The organism is Thalassobellus citreus (assembly GCF_044385915.1).
GTDB lineage: Bacteria > Bacteroidota > Bacteroidia > Flavobacteriales > Flavobacteriaceae > Thalassobellus > Thalassobellus citreus.
Map to the genome: position 1 here is coordinate 21793 of NZ_JBISCC010000112.1, position 16396 is coordinate 38188.

Here is a 16396-nt window from a genome sequence, read left to right on the forward strand (position 1 = left end):
GCAAAAAAACATGCTTTACACCATCACCCCCCCCCTCTTTTTTTTTTAAAATCAATTATTACTTTGTATTTTAAAATAAAATTAGTTGTGCTTTAATTTGTAAAATATTTAACAATTCTTTGTTTAAAGACACAATGAATAACTTAAAAAAAAACATTATGAAAAAAAATATTTTGAACATTGCATTATTAATTTTGGTTTTTTCTTGTAAACACGATAGTAAAAATGAAAAATTAGAATTAAGCCATGATGCAATTAAAGTAGGCATCTTGCATTCTTTGTCAGGAACCATGGCTATTTCTGAAACTGATTGTAAAAATGCAACGATGTTAGCAATCGAGGAAATCAATACAGCTGGCGGGGTTTTAGGAAAGCAAATTGAAGTCATTATTGAAGATGGGGCTTCAGATTGGCCAACTTTTACAGAAAAGGCTAGTAAGTTAATAGATCAAGATGGTGTAAAGTCTGTTTTTGGATGTTGGACATCTTCTAGTAGAAAAGCAGTATTACCCGTTTTTGAATCTAAAAATAATTTATTATTCTATCCAGTGCAGTATGAGGGTATGGAAGCTTCAAAAAATGTTATATACACTGGAGCAGCACCAAACCAACAAATTTTACCTGCGGTAGATTATATGGTAAAAGAAGGTAAAAAGAAATTCTTTTTAGTAGGATCTGATTACGTTTTCCCTAGAACTGCTAATAAAATTATTAAAGCGAAATTAAAAGCTGAAGGTATTGAAATTGTTGGAGAAGAGTATGCTCCACTTGGTCATACAGATTTTACATCTATTGCTCAAAAAATTAAAAGCTCTGGTGCTGATGCTATTTTAAACACGGTTAATGGAGATAGCAACATTGGCTTCTTTAAACAATTGAAATCACTTGGGTTAAGTGCACCAGAAGTTACCTGTATGTCTTTTTCTATTGCAGAAGTAGAATTAAAAGGTATAGGTGTTGACATTATGGAAGGTCAATTAACAGCTTGGAACTACTTTATGACTTATGAAAGTGAAGCTAATACTAAATTTATAAAAGCATATCAAGCTAAATACGGCGCAGATAAGGTTACTGATGATCCTATTGAAGCGGCTTACTTTGGTGTGTACTTGTGGGCAGAAGCTGTTAAGAAAGCAAATTCTTTTGAGCCAGATGCTGTGCAACAAGCTATTAGTAAAGTGAGTTTTAGTGCACCAGAAGGTGTTGTATCCATCGATCCAGTTACAAATCATACAATTAAAAACTTCATGATTGGTAGAGCAAATAGTCAAGGGCAATTTGATATTCTTTATCAATCACCAGAAATGATTTCTCCAGATCCTTTCCCAAGTATTGCAACTGATAAAAGAGTTATCGCTCCAGGTAACATTCAATAAACCAAATAAAATAAATAGGCGATTTACACTACGATTTAAAGAATTGAATCGTCTGTTTTAACATCTAACATTTATTATTATATTATTATGAAAAAAGTATTACTATTAGCATTAGTAGGGTTGTTTTCAACACTTACGTTTGCACAAGAAGAAGAAACTATAAAAGGAAAATTTGATATCACGGCTTCAATGCACAACCAATGGTACTGGCGAGGATATGCTGTAGGACCAGACCCTATAGTTGCTGCTCAGGCAAGTTTTAAGTACGGTGGTTTTGAAATTGGAACTTGGAATGGTTACGGATTAGCTGGTATTTGGAAAGATACTGATTTGTACATTTCATATACTACTAAATCTGGTTTTTCTATTGCTCTTTGGGATATTTATAATTACAGCGATTATACTGCATCTGCTGGATTTGCAACTTATGGAAACCATACACAAGCAGATTATTTTAATTTCACAGGAGCTAACACGAGGCACTTCTATGATTTGTCTTTAAGTTACACAATTCCTGAAACAAATTTGAGTCTTTTCTTAGCTACAATTGTAGAAGGTAGGGATAGAAATTCAGATGGGTCTCAAAGATATTCATCTTACTTTAAAGCAGCTTACAGTTTTGATGCTGGAAATAATATAACCGTATCTCCATATGCTTCTTTTGGTTTTGCATTAAATAGTGACAATGGTGGTGGAACATTTTGGCAATGGACAGATGATGCTGTTGCTAATGCAAATGATGCTGGTATTAATGAGATAGGTATTAATATTAGTAAGCCCGTAAAAATATCAGCAAATTACAGTATTAAAGCAAGTGGGGGAGTTGTTGCTAGTCCAATTAACAAAACTATAACTGGTTTATTTGGAGTGACATTCTTCTAAATAAAAATCTTTATAAACAGCAAGGTATTTTGATATCTTCTGTAACAAATCAAAATGTAATAAAATTATGGGAGACTTTATACCGTTTTTATTTAATGGATTAAGCATTAGTTCTATTTTATTACTTACTGCTATTGGTTTGAGTATTGTTTTTGGAATGATGGGTGTAATTAATTTTGCGCATGGCGAGTTTATTATGATTGGTTGCTATAGTAGTTATGTTGTTAGTTTGGTTCTTGGTAGTGAAGGATCATGGCTTACATTATTATTAGCATTTATACTATCGTTTATCTTATCATTTGGAATAGGATACCTCATAGAGCGGATCGTAATAAGAAAATTGTACGCGCGGCCTCTGGACAGCATATTGGCTACATGGGGAATAAGTTTGATTTTACAGCAATTGGCTAGGAATATTTTTGGCTCTAATAATGTAGATGCTCCCATGCCAAAAATTTTAAGTGTAGGATGGAAAGTTACAGAAGATATTACATTGCCTTTTAGTAGAATGTTTATAATTGTTTTCGCTGTCTTGGTGTGCTTATTTGTATATTATTTTATTTATAAGACAACTAAAGGTAGAACGCTTCAAGCGGTTATGCAAAATCGTTCTATGGCATCATGCATAGGTATTAATACTAAAAAGGCTGATGCGTTTACATTTTCATTTGGATGTGGTTTGGCGGGTATTGCAGGGATCTGTATTTCAATGCTTGGTTCGGTAGGGCCTTCAACAGGTCAGAATTATATTATTGATACTTTTCTAGTTGTTATTCTAGGGGGTATTGGTGGTTTAAGAGGAACTATATTAGGTGCTTTATTAATTGGAATAAGCAGTCCGTTTATAGAAAATTTCACAACCTCAAGTATGGCTAAAGTGATTATTCTTACTTTCGTTTTAGTGGTTTTACATTATAAACCACAGGGATTATCGCCAATGAAAGACAGAACTATTGATTAATTTTTCAATTTAAAAGATGAAGCAAAAAATAATTTATACAATAGTACTGGCTGTAATTATAATATTACCCGTTTTTTTACTTTCAGATTTTAGACTTTCGATTTTAAGTAAGTTTGTAGTATTTGCTATAGTAGCTATTTCGGTTAATTTATTATGGGGATATACTGGGATATTAAGTTTAGGGCATGGCGTTTACTTTGCATTAGGAGGTTATGCCATGGCTATGTATATGAAACTACAAGCACAACCTTTGCCCGATTTTATGGAATGGTCTGGAATAGAAACCTTACCGTGGTTTTGGGGGCTGTTTAAATCATTGCCTTTTGCATTAGCAATGACTGTTATTTTGCCTGTAACATTGGCTTTAGTTGCTGGTGTTCCACTTTTTAAGTCTGGAACTAAAGGTGTTTATTTCACTATAATTAGTCAAGCTATTACCTTAATTATGTCTATTTTATTTGTTGGACAACAAGGTTTTACGGGCGGATCTAATGGTATAACTGGATTTAGAGGCGCTTTTGGTTACCCAATTGGAGACCCAACACTTATAAAAATATTATATGGTATTGCAGTTGTTTTTGTAATAGCTATTTATTTTGTTAGCAGATTTATGTTAAAAACCCATGGTGGTGTTATAATTCAAGCTATAAGAGACAGAGAAACTAGGCTACGTTTTTTAGGTTACAGAACAGATTCTTTTAAAATTTTAACTTTAGCAACTTCTGCCGCTATGTGTGGTGTTGCAGGCGCTTTATTTGTACCTATTGTAGGTATAATATCGCCTTCCCTTATGAGTATACTTATGTCTACTGAATTTGTTATTTGGGTAGCAATAGGAGGACGCGGCACTTTACTGGGGCCAATAATAGGTGCTTTGATTATTAATTATGCAAAAACAAGTTTCTCTGAATCGTTACCAGAATATTGGTGGTATTTCTACGGATTCTTATTTATTGCCGCAACTTTAATTATTCCAAAGGGAATTATTGGAACACTAAGGGAGAAAAAATGGTTTCAAAATAGATTTATTAAAATGAAAACAGCAGCGCATGAATAAAGATCTAGAATTACACTTACAACAAGTTGCAAGAGTTGTAAATCCTATTATCAGTTTACGAGATATTGAAGTAGATTTTGATGGCTACAAAGCTTTGAACAATATTAATATAGATTTTCCTTTTAAAGGGGTGCAATTTATAATAGGTCCAAACGGTGCAGGAAAAACGACTGTTTTAGATGCTATTTGTGGGCGTGTAAAAACTTCAAAAGGTAAAATTATTTACAACGAAGAACACGAAGTTCAAAATAAGAAACCAGAAAGTATTGTGCACTTAGGCATAAGTAGAAAGTTTCAAAACCCAACTATATTTAATACCCAAACGGTTTTTGAAAACATGAAGCTTTCATTACTAACTGGGAAACGTAATATATGGTATTTATTTAATCATAAGGTAAACAAGGAGCAAGAAGAAGTTATTGATGAAACGTTGTTAAAACTAAAACTTTTAGATTATAAAAATGTAATTAGCGGATCTATGTCTCACGGACAAAAACAGTGGTTAGAAATTGCTATGTCTATAATTAACGAACCAGAATTATTATTGGTAGATGAACCTATTGCTGGGATGTCTCCAAGTGAGCGTGACAGAACAGGGGAGCTTTTAAAAGAAATAGGAAAAGATCATACCGTTTTAGTGGTAGAACACGACATGAAATTTGTTAGTAATTTTTCAACGTCCGTTACGGTTATGCATGAAGGGCGTATTATTGATAGAGGACCTTTTGATAAAATTGTCAATAACGAACAGGTGATTGAAATTTATTTGGGACGTCAAAACTAAACATAAATTTTAGGTAACGTAGTTTGATAAATAACGCCACCTTAACAATATTAAACGTAAAAGATGTTTAAAATAAAAGATTTAACTGCTGGATATTCAAGTGAATCCTCAGCAATTCATAATGTAAATATTAACATACCTAAAAACGAAATTTGCTCTATAGTTGGTAGTAATGGCGCAGGAAAAACGACGCTATTAAAATCGATTATGGGACTAATGCCATCTAAAAGAGGAGAAATTATTTTTGACGGTCAAGATATTTCAAAATTAGACTCCGAAGCGATTTCGCAATTAGGAGTTGCTTATGTGCCACAAGGAAGAATGATTTTCCCATATTTAAATGTAGAAGAAAATCTGTTACTAGGTTGTGAAGTTAGAAAGATGGATTTGAAAAAAGCTTTAGAAGTAGGTTATGAATATTTTCCAGATTTAAAGGGCATTAGAAAAAGAAAAGGAGGCATGCTAAGTGGTGGTCAGCAACAGCAATTAGCTATAGCACGAATGTTGGTTATAGAACCTAAAATGATTTTACTAGACGAGCCTGCCGAAGGAGTACAACCAAATGTTGTACAAGAAATTGGAAATATCTTAAAAAGAATTACTACAGATTTAGATGTTACTGTTTTGTTGGTAGAACAATTTGTACAATTCGCACTTGAATTATCTAATTCTTACTATTTTCTTCAAGGAGGCCAAGTTACTAAAGAAGGTTCTTTAACTAATAAAAATAGAACCTCAGTTATAGAAAGCATCAAATTATAGCCTTTTAAAGTTTTAGAATCTATATAAACTCAAAAAGACTGTTTAATATATGAAGTTTAATCTATATTTTCATTTTTAAAGGGTAGGTAATTCCAAGGCAAAATTGAATAATATTTAATTTTGTTTTATGACAAATGATAATACTGATTTGAAACTAATTAGAAATTATATTCAGAAGTATTAATTTTTGATAATGGAATATGAATTAGTTAATAAAAAAAATAATTACAAGTATAAGTTTGAAAAAATTTACATGTTACCAATCCTCGTTTATCTATAACATTAAACGCAAACCTTAAAAACACATTTTACTTTCTAAGTTTTATAAATTATTGGAATGATAAATTTTTGTATCAAATTTTGAATTACACTTTTTAAGCTAGAAACAACTATTTAGTAAGCATGTCTTTATTCAAATAATCTCCTAAAACAAGGTGTTTACAACAGAAGAGACAACATAATACTCTTGATCTTTCAGATGAAATAAAACTAATAAATCAATTAAATAAAATTATTTTTATGCTCGACATATTCTTAATATTATCTTGGACTTGAAACAAAAAGTCGAGCAAATAATCTAAGATCTATGCCACATTTTTAATTTGATAAAATTCTAATTCAATTTCTTTAGCTGTTTTATATTTTCACCTCGAGTGCAAACGTTTACTGTTAAACCAAACTTATATATACTAATTTGGTTTACCCAATATGTAGCCTTCCCCTTTTTAGGATACCTTAAATTTTCGACAAATAATTATTATTTAGGTCAGATTTAAAGAAGAATTTAAATTCTTCTTCAAATCTGGGCATATATTCTTTAGGGGATTTGTTTCCTAGTGATTTATGAGGATGATTAAAATTATAGTCTTCTCTCCAGTTATCGCTTATCTTCTGCAACTGATATGTGTCATTGAAGTAATAGGCATCTAGTATATCTTCCCTAAAGAAACGATTAAAACGTTCTATGTATCCGTTTTGCATTGGTTTTCCAGGTTGAGTATACTTGATTTCTATAAAGTTCTTTATACACCAATTCATAAAGGTTTTAGATATAAATTCTGGTCCATTATCACACCTCACAAACTTAGGTGTTCCAATTTCGTCTTTTAAATACTCTAGCGTTTCCACAACAGCTCTTGCTGGATATGATAGTCCTGCTTCAATAGCTAGAGCTTCCCGATTACAGTCGTCTATAACATTAAATACTCTAAGTTTTCTACCATCGGTAAGAGCATCACTCATAAAATCCATACTCCAACACACATTGAGTTCTTCTGGTGTTTCTAAAGGTTGTTTTACACGTTTATCCAAACGCTTTTTGGGCTTAAGTCTTAAACTAAGCTTCATCTCACGATATATGCGTAGCACTCGTTTTCTGTTCCATTTTAAGCCTTCACGACGGATTTTGTGGCAATACTCATCAAAACCTCTAGTGGGATACGATTCTGCAAGTTCTGTGAGCTTGTCAATAACTTCACTATCGTTTTTCTTACTCTGATAGTACCACATTGACCTACTTAATCCTACAACCTTACAGGCTCGTAAGATAGGCACGGTAAATTCTTTAACAAGATATTTTACACGAACTCGCTTATCGGAAAGCTTTAGTACTTTTTTTGACAATATATCTTTTAGCATTTTATTGTCTAAACTAACATCAGCATACATTTGCTTTAGCTTGTTATTCTCTGCTTCAAGCTCTTTAAGACGCTTAAGTTCTTATTGCTCCATACCTCCGTATTTCTTACGCCAGTAATAAAACGTACTCTTGTCGATACCTAATCCTCTTGATATATCGCCTACGAATCTACCTTGTTGATTCTCCTTGAGAGCCTTGATAATTTGACTCTCGCTAAATTTGCCGTTTCTCATTGTGACAGTTTGAATTTAAAGTTAGTAAATTCGAATTATTAACTGTCCTATTTTTAGGAAAGCCTACAAATAGTTTTAAAATTATGATGATATATCAGTTCAACTTTAAGCGTTAAAAAAAACTTTCTGCCATAGTATTGTCCGTACAATTAGCCTTTCTTATCATACTTTGAATAATTAAAGTACTTTTCTTACTTCATTTTCTAAATCCTATAGAAGTATATTGTATAACTCTGTCTGAATGAAAAAGTAAAGACTTGGTTATTTGTCTTTTTGATATTACCATTTTCCAAGCTGGAATAATAGTTTGATCTGTATACAATTCTTTACTTAATGACCAACCTGAAGTTGTTTTTATATAAGTGATATCAGATACACAAACTTCATTTAATGATTTTGGTCTAAAGTTTCTATTTAAATGATTTCTAGAAATAGAATATGGATGATTGCTTAAATCAAAAACCTCTTTTATCAAATCTGTAAACAGACTATTTTCTATAGCTCCATTTGATAGAACATGACTGAACTGCCTATAATAACTACTTCTACTTACTTTTAAAATTCTACACCTCTTTTCAATAAGATATAAATGTTCATAACTCACTATAAATTGATAGATTTCCCATCACTCTTGGAAAAGATGTGATCAGCTTTTTTTAAAGGTTACAAGCTCTAATTATTTTTCTTTTAAGACTTTATGTAACTGTTTTACTTCTATAGAATCGGTTTCAGGTTTTAAGGGAAGCTTACACTAGCTCATCTGCTAATTATTTAATATTTTCTCGTTGATAACTTAATCGTACTGCTTCTGATTTAGACTCCCTACTTATAAACTTGTTTTTAAATAAACAGTCTTAAAATTTCTGTACGAGTAAATGTAGTAACTCCAAAATATAGCTAGAACTTTTTGTGCATCAGATAAAGGTACTTTATCTTGATTATTTACAATCCTGTAATCGGGAAGTCTCTTCTTTAATACTGCCAACAACATTAAAACCAATTTGTAGATATCGTTTTGCTTTACTTTCTCTATCATCCTTTATGTTAACAATTCCGTAATCACTACCAGGACAATACAGCATAGCTGCTCCTTAAGTTTTAATATTCTTTTTTCTATAAAAACATAATATGAGATCAGAAATTTGATTATGCCGCATTCCTGTCGAATCAACTATTACTTTTAATTAAATATTTCTCTTATTAAAAGGAATAATCTCCTTATCGAAAGTTTTACAATTTCTTTAGTACAATCTTGAGAATATAATTTAATACAATAAATAATGTTAAAATTGTAAAAATTAGCTTTATAATTATACATGCTCTTAAATTCATTTTTTATCTAAATTAACCCATTGTACATTTAGATAAAAGTTGCACAAACTACTAAATAGTAGTAAATTATAATTATGACACAACAATTAGCGATGCTCAACTTTAAAACAAATTACGCTAAAATATTAGATGTTTTAAAAGGATTTAGGTACAAAATCAGATTATTTACATCAAATCCGAAAACCCAAGCTAAACGATTTAGAGCTTATAGTCATTGACTTGACCGCAGAATATATGAGTATTGATAGTGAATGCCAACTTTTTAGGATATTGCCTATTGATCTATCGAAAAAAACAGAACGCAGTGTTTATAACAGGTGTTAGTGAAAATTATTCCGTTTAAGAGAAGCGATAAAAAACAGATGACTTTTAAATGAAACAACTCTCAGGATTGTTTCATTGTTGATAGTAGTCTGCAGAACTTTTTTCAAATACAATACGGGTAACGGTTGCTAATAGCAAACAGTTATTACTTTGTGTTTAAAGCTAGCAGGCGTTTTATTTATTTTTATAAAAATTTTTTTTCTCTAAAACATCTTTGTTTTGTTTTTTTAAGTTCAATAAGATTTTAAAAGAGAAAGTTTTTATTTTAATACTATTAAACAGTATTTACTTCTTGGAAGAATTATCAAAAGAAAACTAAAAGATTTTAGACTTTTGTCTTTTGAGATCAAGGATAAAATGAGGTACATGCTATTGCATGCACAGTATAAATTAAGGTGTGAAATTATAATTGATTAAATAAATCCAATATTTTTTTTAACTAACGTAATAAAATGTATTTAAGTCCAAAAGAAATAGAAAAACTCCTTTTAAGTATAGCTGGGGAAGTAGCTGTTAAACGAAAGCGAAGAGGGGTAAAACTTAATTATCCAGAAGCTATAGCTTTAATAAGTTGTGAGCTTTTGGAGGCTGTTAGAGATGGTAAAACAGTTGCTGAATTGATGAGTTTTGGGACAACTATACTCACTAGAAATGATGTAATTGAAGGTGTTCCAGAAATGATACATGATATTCAAATTGAGGCGACTTTTTCTGATGGAACTAAATTATTAACAGTTCATAACCCAATTAAGTGATACCAGGAGAATTTATTTTAAAGTCAGATTCTATTCGAATCAACATACATAAGAAAAGTGTTACAATTACAGTAAGTAATACAGGTGATCGTCCCATACAAATAGGGTCTCATTTTCATTTTTTTGAAGTGAACAAAAAAATGGATTTTGATCGAATGAAAACACTGGGCATGCGATTGAATATAGCATCAGGTACAGCTGTACGTTTTGAACCTGGAGAAGGTAAAGAAATAGAGCTAGTCACGATAAGTGGTGATCAAATTATTTTTGGTTTTAATAATTTGATTGATTCTAATATTAATGCTTTCAACAAAGAAAGTATACGAAAAAAATTAGATCAATTTCTAAAACAGTAATGTATTATGGGTAAAGAAATAAATAGAATAAAATATGCCAATATGTTTGGACCAACAGTTGGGGATAAAATACGATTGGCTGACACAGAATTGTTTATCGAGATTGAAAAGGACTTTACGGTTTATGGAGAAGAAGCTAAATTTGGAGGAGGAAAAACCATAAGAGATGGTATGGCACAATCAGCAAGAGCTAAAAGAGATGACGGGGTTCTTGACTTTGTAATTACCAATGCTATTATTATTGATCATTGGGGCATAGTAAAAGGAGATATTGGTATTAAAGAAGGCAAAATTGTTGCAGTAGGAAGAGCCGGTAACCCTGATACGATGGATGGAATTACCGAAAATATGATTATTGGTGCTTCAACCGAAGTGCATTCTGGAGTAGGTTTAATTGTTACGGCAGGAGGTGTAGATACACACATTCATTTTATCTGTCCACAACAAATAGAACATGCTTTATATAGTGGAATAACAACTATGATAGGTGGCGGTACAGGTCCAGCTGACGGCACCAAAGCTACGACTGTGACACCAGGGAGCTGGAATATTCAAAAAATGTTGGAAAGTTCCGAAGCGTTTCCAATTAATCTGGGTTTTTTTGGAAAAGGAAATTGCTCAACATTAGAACCTTTGGAAGAACAAATTAAAGCAGGAGCTTTAGGATTAAAAATTCATGAAGACTGGGGTGCTACCCCTGCAACAATAAATGCTTCTTTAGTTATAGCAGATAAATATGATATTCAAGTTGCCATTCATACAGATACGCTTAACGAAAGTGGTTTTTTAGAAGATACTATTAAAGCTATAAACGGAAGGGTAATACATACTTTTCATACAGAAGGAGCGGGTGGAGGTCATGCTCCCGATATTATTAAGGCGGCTATGTATCCAAATATTTTGCCATCCAGTACCAATCCAACCCGTCCTTTTACTAAAAACACTATTGATGAGCATTTAGATATGTTGATGGTTTGTCATCATTTAGATAAATCAGTTCCCGAGGATGTGTCTTTTGCGGATTCCAGAATCCGTCCAGAAACGATTGCTGCTGAAGATATCTTGCATGATATAGGTGTTTTTAGTATGATGAGTAGTGATTCTCAAGCTATGGGCAGGGTAAGTGAAGTTATTATTAGAACATGGCAAACCGCTCATAAGATGAAAATTCAAAGAGGTTTTTTATTAGAAGATAAAACCAAAAAAAATGATAACTTTAGAGTCAAAAGATATATTGCAAAATACACGATTAATCCAGCTATTACTCATGGGATTTCAAATCATATTGGTTCAATTGAATCTGGGAAATTAGCAGATTTAGTGTTGTGGAAACCATCTATGTTTGGTGTTAAACCTGAAATAATTATCAAAGGAGGAATGATTATAGCCAGTAAAATGGGAGATCCAAGTGCCTCGATTCCCACGCCACAACCAGTAATTTATCGCCGTATGTTTGGAGCTTATGGAAAAGCTTTACATAAAACCTGTATTACTTTTGTTTCAAAAATTTCCATTGAAAATAAAACTATTGAAAAATATGATTTAAATAAAATTATTCTACCAGTTGAAAATTGCAGAAATATAGGAAAGAAAGATTTAATACATAATGATAAAACGCCAATTATTGAAGTCAATCCAGAGAATTATCAAGTTAGAATAGATGGGGAGCATATTACCTGTGAGCCCTTGAATGTCGTTCCAATGGCGCAAAGGTATTTTTTGTTTTAATATGATTATTACAGCTAAAAATCAAGCTAAATCATCAAGTCTTAAACCTACTGGAATAGAGGTGTTTATTGATTTTGAATGGTTTGAAACAAATAAACGTATTCAACATAAAATGGCAAGAAATGGCAAAAGTTTCCGATTAAAATTTTTGAACGAAAATCCTAATTTTCGGCAAGGTGATATCTTAATTCAGGTAGATAATACAAATTATGTCGTAAATATTATTCCTTGTGATTGTATAGTAATTATTCCCAAAAATAATTTTGAGACGGCTTCTATTTGTTATGAAATAGGAAATAAGCATTTACCTTTGTTTTATGAAAAAGAACGATTGTTTGTTCCTTTTGACAGACCACTATTTAGACAATTGATAGCCATGGGGTTTGAAGTATATGAAGATAAAAGACAATTATTGACACCTCTAAGGACATCGGTTTCGCCGCATGGATATAGCAGTACTTTGTTTTCAAAAATTATGAATCTAACGCAAAAATAATGAAAAATTCCTTGTTGTACCTACTGCATCTTTCAGACCCTATGTTGCCTATTGGTGGATTTTCTCATTCTTATGGATTGGAAACTTATACTCAAAAAGAGATCGTTAAGTCGGTAGAAAGTGTTCGAGTTTTTTTATACGAAGTTCTGACCCATAATGTTTTGCCAAATGAGGCTTTCTTTATTAGTTTGGTTTACGACGCTTGCAAAAACAAAGATTGGAACAACATTATAGAACTAGATAGTTTGTGCAATGCATCCAAATTACCAAAAGAAATTAGAAGTGCTAGTCAGAAACTAGGAATTAGATTGATGAAGATTTTTAGTCCTTTAATACAAACCGAATTAACCCATCAATTAAAATTGGCGCTAAAAAATGAAAGCATTTATGGGCATTACTGTATTTTGTATGCAATATTTGCACACGAATTAAAAATAGAAAAACAGGAATCTTTGAAGGGTTTTTTTTACAACACTACCGTTGGTTACATAACTAATGCTGTAAAGCTAATTCCTTTGAGTCAGGATTTTGGACAAATATTGTTGTTTGAATTATTGCCAGTTTTAGAAAAACTAACAAGTAAGGCTTTACAGCCCAATCTAGATTTATTAGGAATGAACACAACTGGGTTTGATATACGTGCTATGGAACATGAAAATTTATATTCAAGATTGTATATGTCTTGAAAACAAAAAAAATGCAAAGAAATTATATAAAAATAGGAATTGCTGGACCTGTAGGTTCAGGAAAAACAGCCTTAATTGAGCGTTTAACACGAGAGTTAGCATCGACATATTTTATTGGAGTAATTACCAATGATATTTACACACAAGAAGATGCCGAATTTTTAACAAAAAACAGTTTATTACCTGCCAATCGAATCATTGGAGTAGAAACAGGAGGTTGCCCGCATACAGCCATTCGTGAAGATGCTAGTATGAATTTAGAAGCGATTGACGATTTGATGGAACGATTTACGAAAATTGAATTGATTTTTATTGAAAGCGGTGGTGATAATTTGTCGGCTACTTTTAGTCCAGATTTAGCTGACTTAACCATTTTTGTAATTGATGTTGCCGAAGGAGATAAAATCCCAAGAAAAGGTGGGCCAGGAATTGTGCGTAGCGATTTGTTGATAATTAATAAAATAGATTTAGCGCCTTATGTTAATGCCGACTTGTGTATAATGGAGCATGATGCTCGTAAAATGAGATGTGGTAAACCTTTTATCTTTACAGATTTAATAAAAAAAGAAGGTTTGGATGATGTTATAGGCTGGATTAAAAAATATGGGTTTTTGGAAGACATAGACGAACCTAATTTGGTGAGATGATTTCAAGAGTAAGTATAGAGTCCGAGGTAAAAAATGGGATAACACAATTGAAATCAGCTTTCTTTAATACTCCTTTTAAAGTGTTAGATATTCGGGAGGATAAGCAGAAAACAATGTTAGAGCTCATTTTGATGTGTTCTTCTCCAGGGGTTTTGGATGGAGATGAACTGTATTTTGACTATACCTTAAATAAAGGTAGTCATTTAGAGCTTACCACACAATCTTTCCAGCGTTTATTTAGCATGGAAAAAAGCGCTTTTCAAGAAACAAAAGTAACATTAAATGAGAATGCTTTTTTATGTTACTTACCGCATCCTTGTGTGCCTCACAAAGGGGCTTGTTTTAAGAATATTACCACCATTTTTTTAGATAAAAAAGCATCCATTCTTTGGGGGGAAATTTTCACTAGTGGTAGAAAACTAAAAGGGGAAGTTTTTGAATTCAAGCAATTTCAATCTGTCACAAAGATTTACAAAGAAAATAACTTAGTTTTTTTTGAAAATTTATATTTAAAACCTTCTGAATCTAACCCTATGAATCTAGGTCAGTATGAAGGTTTCACACATCAGTTGTGCTTGGTCTTTTTACACGATTCCTGTGATGTAAAACTATTAAAAATGCAATTGAATACTTTTTTAAACGAAAAAAATGTCATGTTTGGAATTTCAGAAGCACCAACAAATGGTTTAGTAGTGAAAATTTTGTATAACAAAGCCGAAAAATTATTTTTATGGATGAAAGAAATGGCTGAAATTATAAAAAAAAATGAATTTTAATTTACTTTGCCTAACAGTAATTTTCATTAGTGCCTTGCATACCTTTAGTGGCCCCGATCATTATTTTCCATTTATTGTTTTGTCTCGTTCTAAAAAATGGAGCTTAAAAAAAACAATTTTATGGACTTCGTTGTGTGGAATTGCACATGTATTCAGTTCGGTGATTTTAGGGCTGTTGGGCATTTTATTAGGATGGACTTTATCTAAGACTATGAATCTTGAATCCGTTCGAGGTGGGTTTGCTTCTTGGATATTGTTTCTTTTTGGATTAGGCTATGTATTGTATGCTCTTTATAATTTGAATAAAAACAAAATTCATAAACACTTTCATACTACAGAGGAAGGTGAAATCTATGTTTTTGAACACCAACATGGGCAAATAGTAAGCTCTAATCGACGATTTAAAGTAACACCGTGGGTGATGTTTTTCATTTTTGCATCTGGACCAAGTGAACCCATGATTCCACTTATTGTATATCCAGCAATTGATTATTCATCATTTGAGGTTGGAGTTTTAATTATAATTTATACTTTGGCAACCGTTTTAACCATGTTGACTATGGTTTTGATCGGTTTTTATGGTATAAATTTAATTAAATATAAGGGATTTGAAAAATATATAGAGCTTATAAGTGGTGCTATAATATTAGTTTCTGGATTTGGGATGATTTGGCTAGGTTGGTAGTGCTTTTAAATGATGAAGGTAAATCTTTAACTTTGTCATAGCATATCCAAGTTAATGTTGATGATAGAATGCCACTAAAATAAAAGTCTTTTTTAGATAAAATTTATGATGTTTTATAAACCTAAATTTTACTTGTCGCTCTTGGAGAGGACAGAATGGAAAGACACTGTGTGTCTTTTAAATGATGTGCCAGTTGAAGCTTTGGATTAACCACCTTTTTTAATATATCATGTTCTTCTGAAATATCTTTTAGCTGTTTCTTTAATAGAACTATTTCTTTTTGTTCATCTGTCAATTTTGCTTTACCTCGACCTGGAAAACTGTTCTTACCATAATTTTTGATTCTTTTCGCCAACGGTGTAATACCGAATAAGGAATATCTAATTCCTCACACACTTGCTTTGTATTGCCTCGAGAATAACTTAATTCTACTGCCTTTTGCTTAAATGATGGACTGTAATTTCTGTTTCTTTTTTTCATGATTCAAAGTTAATTCTTGTAACTCTAAATCTCGCAACTTTATGTCAAGTCTAATATAGTAAGTCCATTCTTCATCTTTACCTAAATAACGGTCACGTAATTTAATGGCTGTTACCATTTCACCCCGATCAATAAATAGCTGATGCAATGAAAATAGTTTACTCTTTATAGAAGCAATATACCTATTAAGTTCCTGAATTTCTTTAGAACTCCCTTTGGCTAAGCCAGTATCGCTATTCCAACGACTTGGCTCAATTTTGCGATGGATACTGAATTCAGCTCTTCGGCCATCCACCGTAATTCTTAGGTAAATATTTGTTTTTCCTAAGAAATCCAATTTGGTTTTTTTAATGTATGATAGAATTGAGATTGAAAGTGACACCGATCTGTTGTTAATTTTGATTGAATTTACAAAAAAAATCACAAATAGGCTAATT

At 31.8% G+C, this 16396-nt stretch carries 18 protein-coding genes and 3 pseudogenes; 15 read left to right on the forward strand and 6 right to left on the reverse strand.

Translation table 11 applies throughout. The features are described from left to right. Positions 1-158: 158 nt before the first annotated feature. The 6 genes from urtA to ACH5TX_RS02490 all read left to right on the forward strand — a co-directional run bounded on the left by urtA (position 159) and on the right by ACH5TX_RS02490 (position 5822). Positions 159-1376, forward strand: coding sequence for an urea ABC transporter substrate-binding protein (gene urtA / locus ACH5TX_RS02465; RefSeq protein WP_439337974.1), 1218 nt, complete (start codon positions 159-161; stop codon positions 1374-1376). An 87-nt stretch (positions 1377-1463) separates the two neighbouring features. After that, positions 1464-2258 (forward strand): hypothetical protein, encoded by a 795-nt coding sequence (locus ACH5TX_RS02470; protein ID WP_439337975.1) that lies wholly within the window; start codon positions 1464-1466, stop codon positions 2256-2258. A 67-nt stretch (positions 2259-2325) separates the two neighbouring features. Further along, positions 2326-3219, forward strand: a complete 894-nt coding sequence (urtB, locus tag ACH5TX_RS02475; protein ID WP_439337976.1) for an urea ABC transporter permease subunit UrtB — start codon at positions 2326-2328, stop codon at positions 3217-3219. A gap of 16 nt (positions 3220-3235) precedes the next feature. Further along, the gene (gene urtC / locus ACH5TX_RS02480) at positions 3236-4276 is read left to right on the forward strand and encodes an urea ABC transporter permease subunit UrtC (RefSeq protein WP_439337977.1); all 1041 of its coding nucleotides are present in this window, start codon (positions 3236-3238) and stop codon (positions 4274-4276) included. Beyond that, a complete protein-coding gene (gene urtD, locus ACH5TX_RS02485) occupies positions 4269-5060 on the forward strand; it encodes an urea ABC transporter ATP-binding protein UrtD (RefSeq protein ID WP_439337978.1) in 792 nt (263 codons plus the stop codon). The genes urtC and urtD overlap by 8 nt, the downstream gene beginning before the upstream one ends. Positions 5061-5123: 63 nt before the next feature. Further along, a complete protein-coding gene (locus tag ACH5TX_RS02490) occupies positions 5124-5822 on the forward strand; it encodes an ABC transporter ATP-binding protein (RefSeq protein ID WP_439337979.1) in 699 nt (232 codons plus the stop codon). Between the two features lie 735 nt (positions 5823-6557). On the opposite strand, the pseudogene ACH5TX_RS02495 reads toward ACH5TX_RS02490, so the two are convergent. From ACH5TX_RS02495 to ACH5TX_RS02510, 4 genes and pseudogenes are all read right to left on the reverse strand, one after another. Further along, a pseudogene (locus ACH5TX_RS02495) lies at positions 6558-7517 on the reverse strand (IS3 family transposase); the annotation flags it as partial. A 24-nt stretch (positions 7518-7541) separates the two neighbouring features. After that, a complete protein-coding gene (locus ACH5TX_RS02500; protein ID WP_439337980.1) occupies positions 7542-7694 on the reverse strand; it encodes a transposase in 153 nt (50 codons plus the stop codon). A gap of 196 nt (positions 7695-7890) precedes the next feature. Beyond that, a complete protein-coding gene (locus ACH5TX_RS02505; RefSeq protein ID WP_439337981.1) occupies positions 7891-8298 on the reverse strand; it encodes a hypothetical protein in 408 nt (135 codons plus the stop codon). Between the two features lie 334 nt (positions 8299-8632). Further along, on the reverse strand, positions 8633-8776 hold the full coding sequence (locus ACH5TX_RS02510) for a hypothetical protein (RefSeq protein WP_439337982.1): 144 nt from the start codon (positions 8774-8776) through the stop codon (positions 8633-8635). A 342-nt stretch (positions 8777-9118) separates the two neighbouring features. Here ACH5TX_RS02510 and ACH5TX_RS02515 point away from each other — a divergent pair. The 9 genes and pseudogenes from ACH5TX_RS02515 to ACH5TX_RS02555 form a co-directional block, all read left to right on the forward strand. Next, positions 9119-9344 (forward strand): annotated as a pseudogene (locus tag ACH5TX_RS02515) (IS982 family transposase); the annotation flags it as partial. A 458-nt stretch (positions 9345-9802) separates the two neighbouring features. After that, positions 9803-10105: an urease subunit gamma gene (ureA, locus tag ACH5TX_RS02520; RefSeq protein WP_439337983.1), complete on the forward strand. Its 303-nt coding sequence runs from the start codon at positions 9803-9805 to the stop codon at positions 10103-10105. Beyond that, complete coding sequence (gene ureB / locus ACH5TX_RS02525; RefSeq protein ID WP_439337984.1) at positions 10102-10461, forward strand: urease subunit beta; 360 nt, start codon at positions 10102-10104, stop codon at positions 10459-10461. Before ureA ends, ureB begins: the two co-directional genes overlap by 4 nt. Positions 10462-10467: 6 nt before the next feature. Next, entirely contained in the window at positions 10468-12189 is a 1722-nt protein-coding gene (ureC, locus tag ACH5TX_RS02530; RefSeq protein WP_439337985.1) for an urease subunit alpha, read from the forward strand. A gap of 1 nt (position 12190) precedes the next feature. Next, positions 12191-12685 (forward strand): urease accessory protein UreE, encoded by a 495-nt coding sequence (locus tag ACH5TX_RS02535; RefSeq protein ID WP_439337986.1) that lies wholly within the window; start codon positions 12191-12193, stop codon positions 12683-12685. Beyond that, positions 12685-13371 carry an urease accessory protein UreF gene (locus ACH5TX_RS02540; RefSeq protein ID WP_439337987.1) on the forward strand — a complete coding sequence of 229 codons (687 nt, stop codon included), beginning with the start codon at positions 12685-12687 and terminating at the stop codon, positions 13369-13371. The genes ACH5TX_RS02535 and ACH5TX_RS02540 overlap by 1 nt, the downstream gene beginning before the upstream one ends. A gap of 11 nt (positions 13372-13382) precedes the next feature. Beyond that, complete coding sequence (gene ureG / locus ACH5TX_RS02545) at positions 13383-14018, forward strand: urease accessory protein UreG (RefSeq protein WP_439337988.1); 636 nt, start codon at positions 13383-13385, stop codon at positions 14016-14018. Then, positions 14015-14794 carry an urease accessory protein UreD gene (locus ACH5TX_RS02550; protein WP_439337989.1) on the forward strand — a complete coding sequence of 260 codons (780 nt, stop codon included), beginning with the start codon at positions 14015-14017 and terminating at the stop codon, positions 14792-14794. The genes ureG and ACH5TX_RS02550 overlap by 4 nt, the downstream gene beginning before the upstream one ends. Beyond that, on the forward strand, positions 14784-15479 hold the full coding sequence (locus tag ACH5TX_RS02555; RefSeq protein WP_439337990.1) for a hypothetical protein: 696 nt from the start codon (positions 14784-14786) through the stop codon (positions 15477-15479). Before ACH5TX_RS02550 ends, ACH5TX_RS02555 begins: the two co-directional genes overlap by 11 nt. Before the next feature lie 60 nt (positions 15480-15539). On the opposite strand, the pseudogene ACH5TX_RS02560 reads toward ACH5TX_RS02555, so the two are convergent. Continuing rightward, positions 15540-15959: pseudogene (locus tag ACH5TX_RS02560) on the reverse strand (transposase); the annotation flags it as partial. Next, positions 15922-16383 carry an Arm DNA-binding domain-containing protein gene (locus ACH5TX_RS02565; protein WP_439337991.1) on the reverse strand — a complete coding sequence of 154 codons (462 nt, stop codon included), beginning with the start codon at positions 16381-16383 and terminating at the stop codon, positions 15922-15924. The pseudogene ACH5TX_RS02560 and the gene ACH5TX_RS02565, both read right to left, overlap by 38 nt. Positions 16384-16396: the final 13 nt, after the last annotated feature.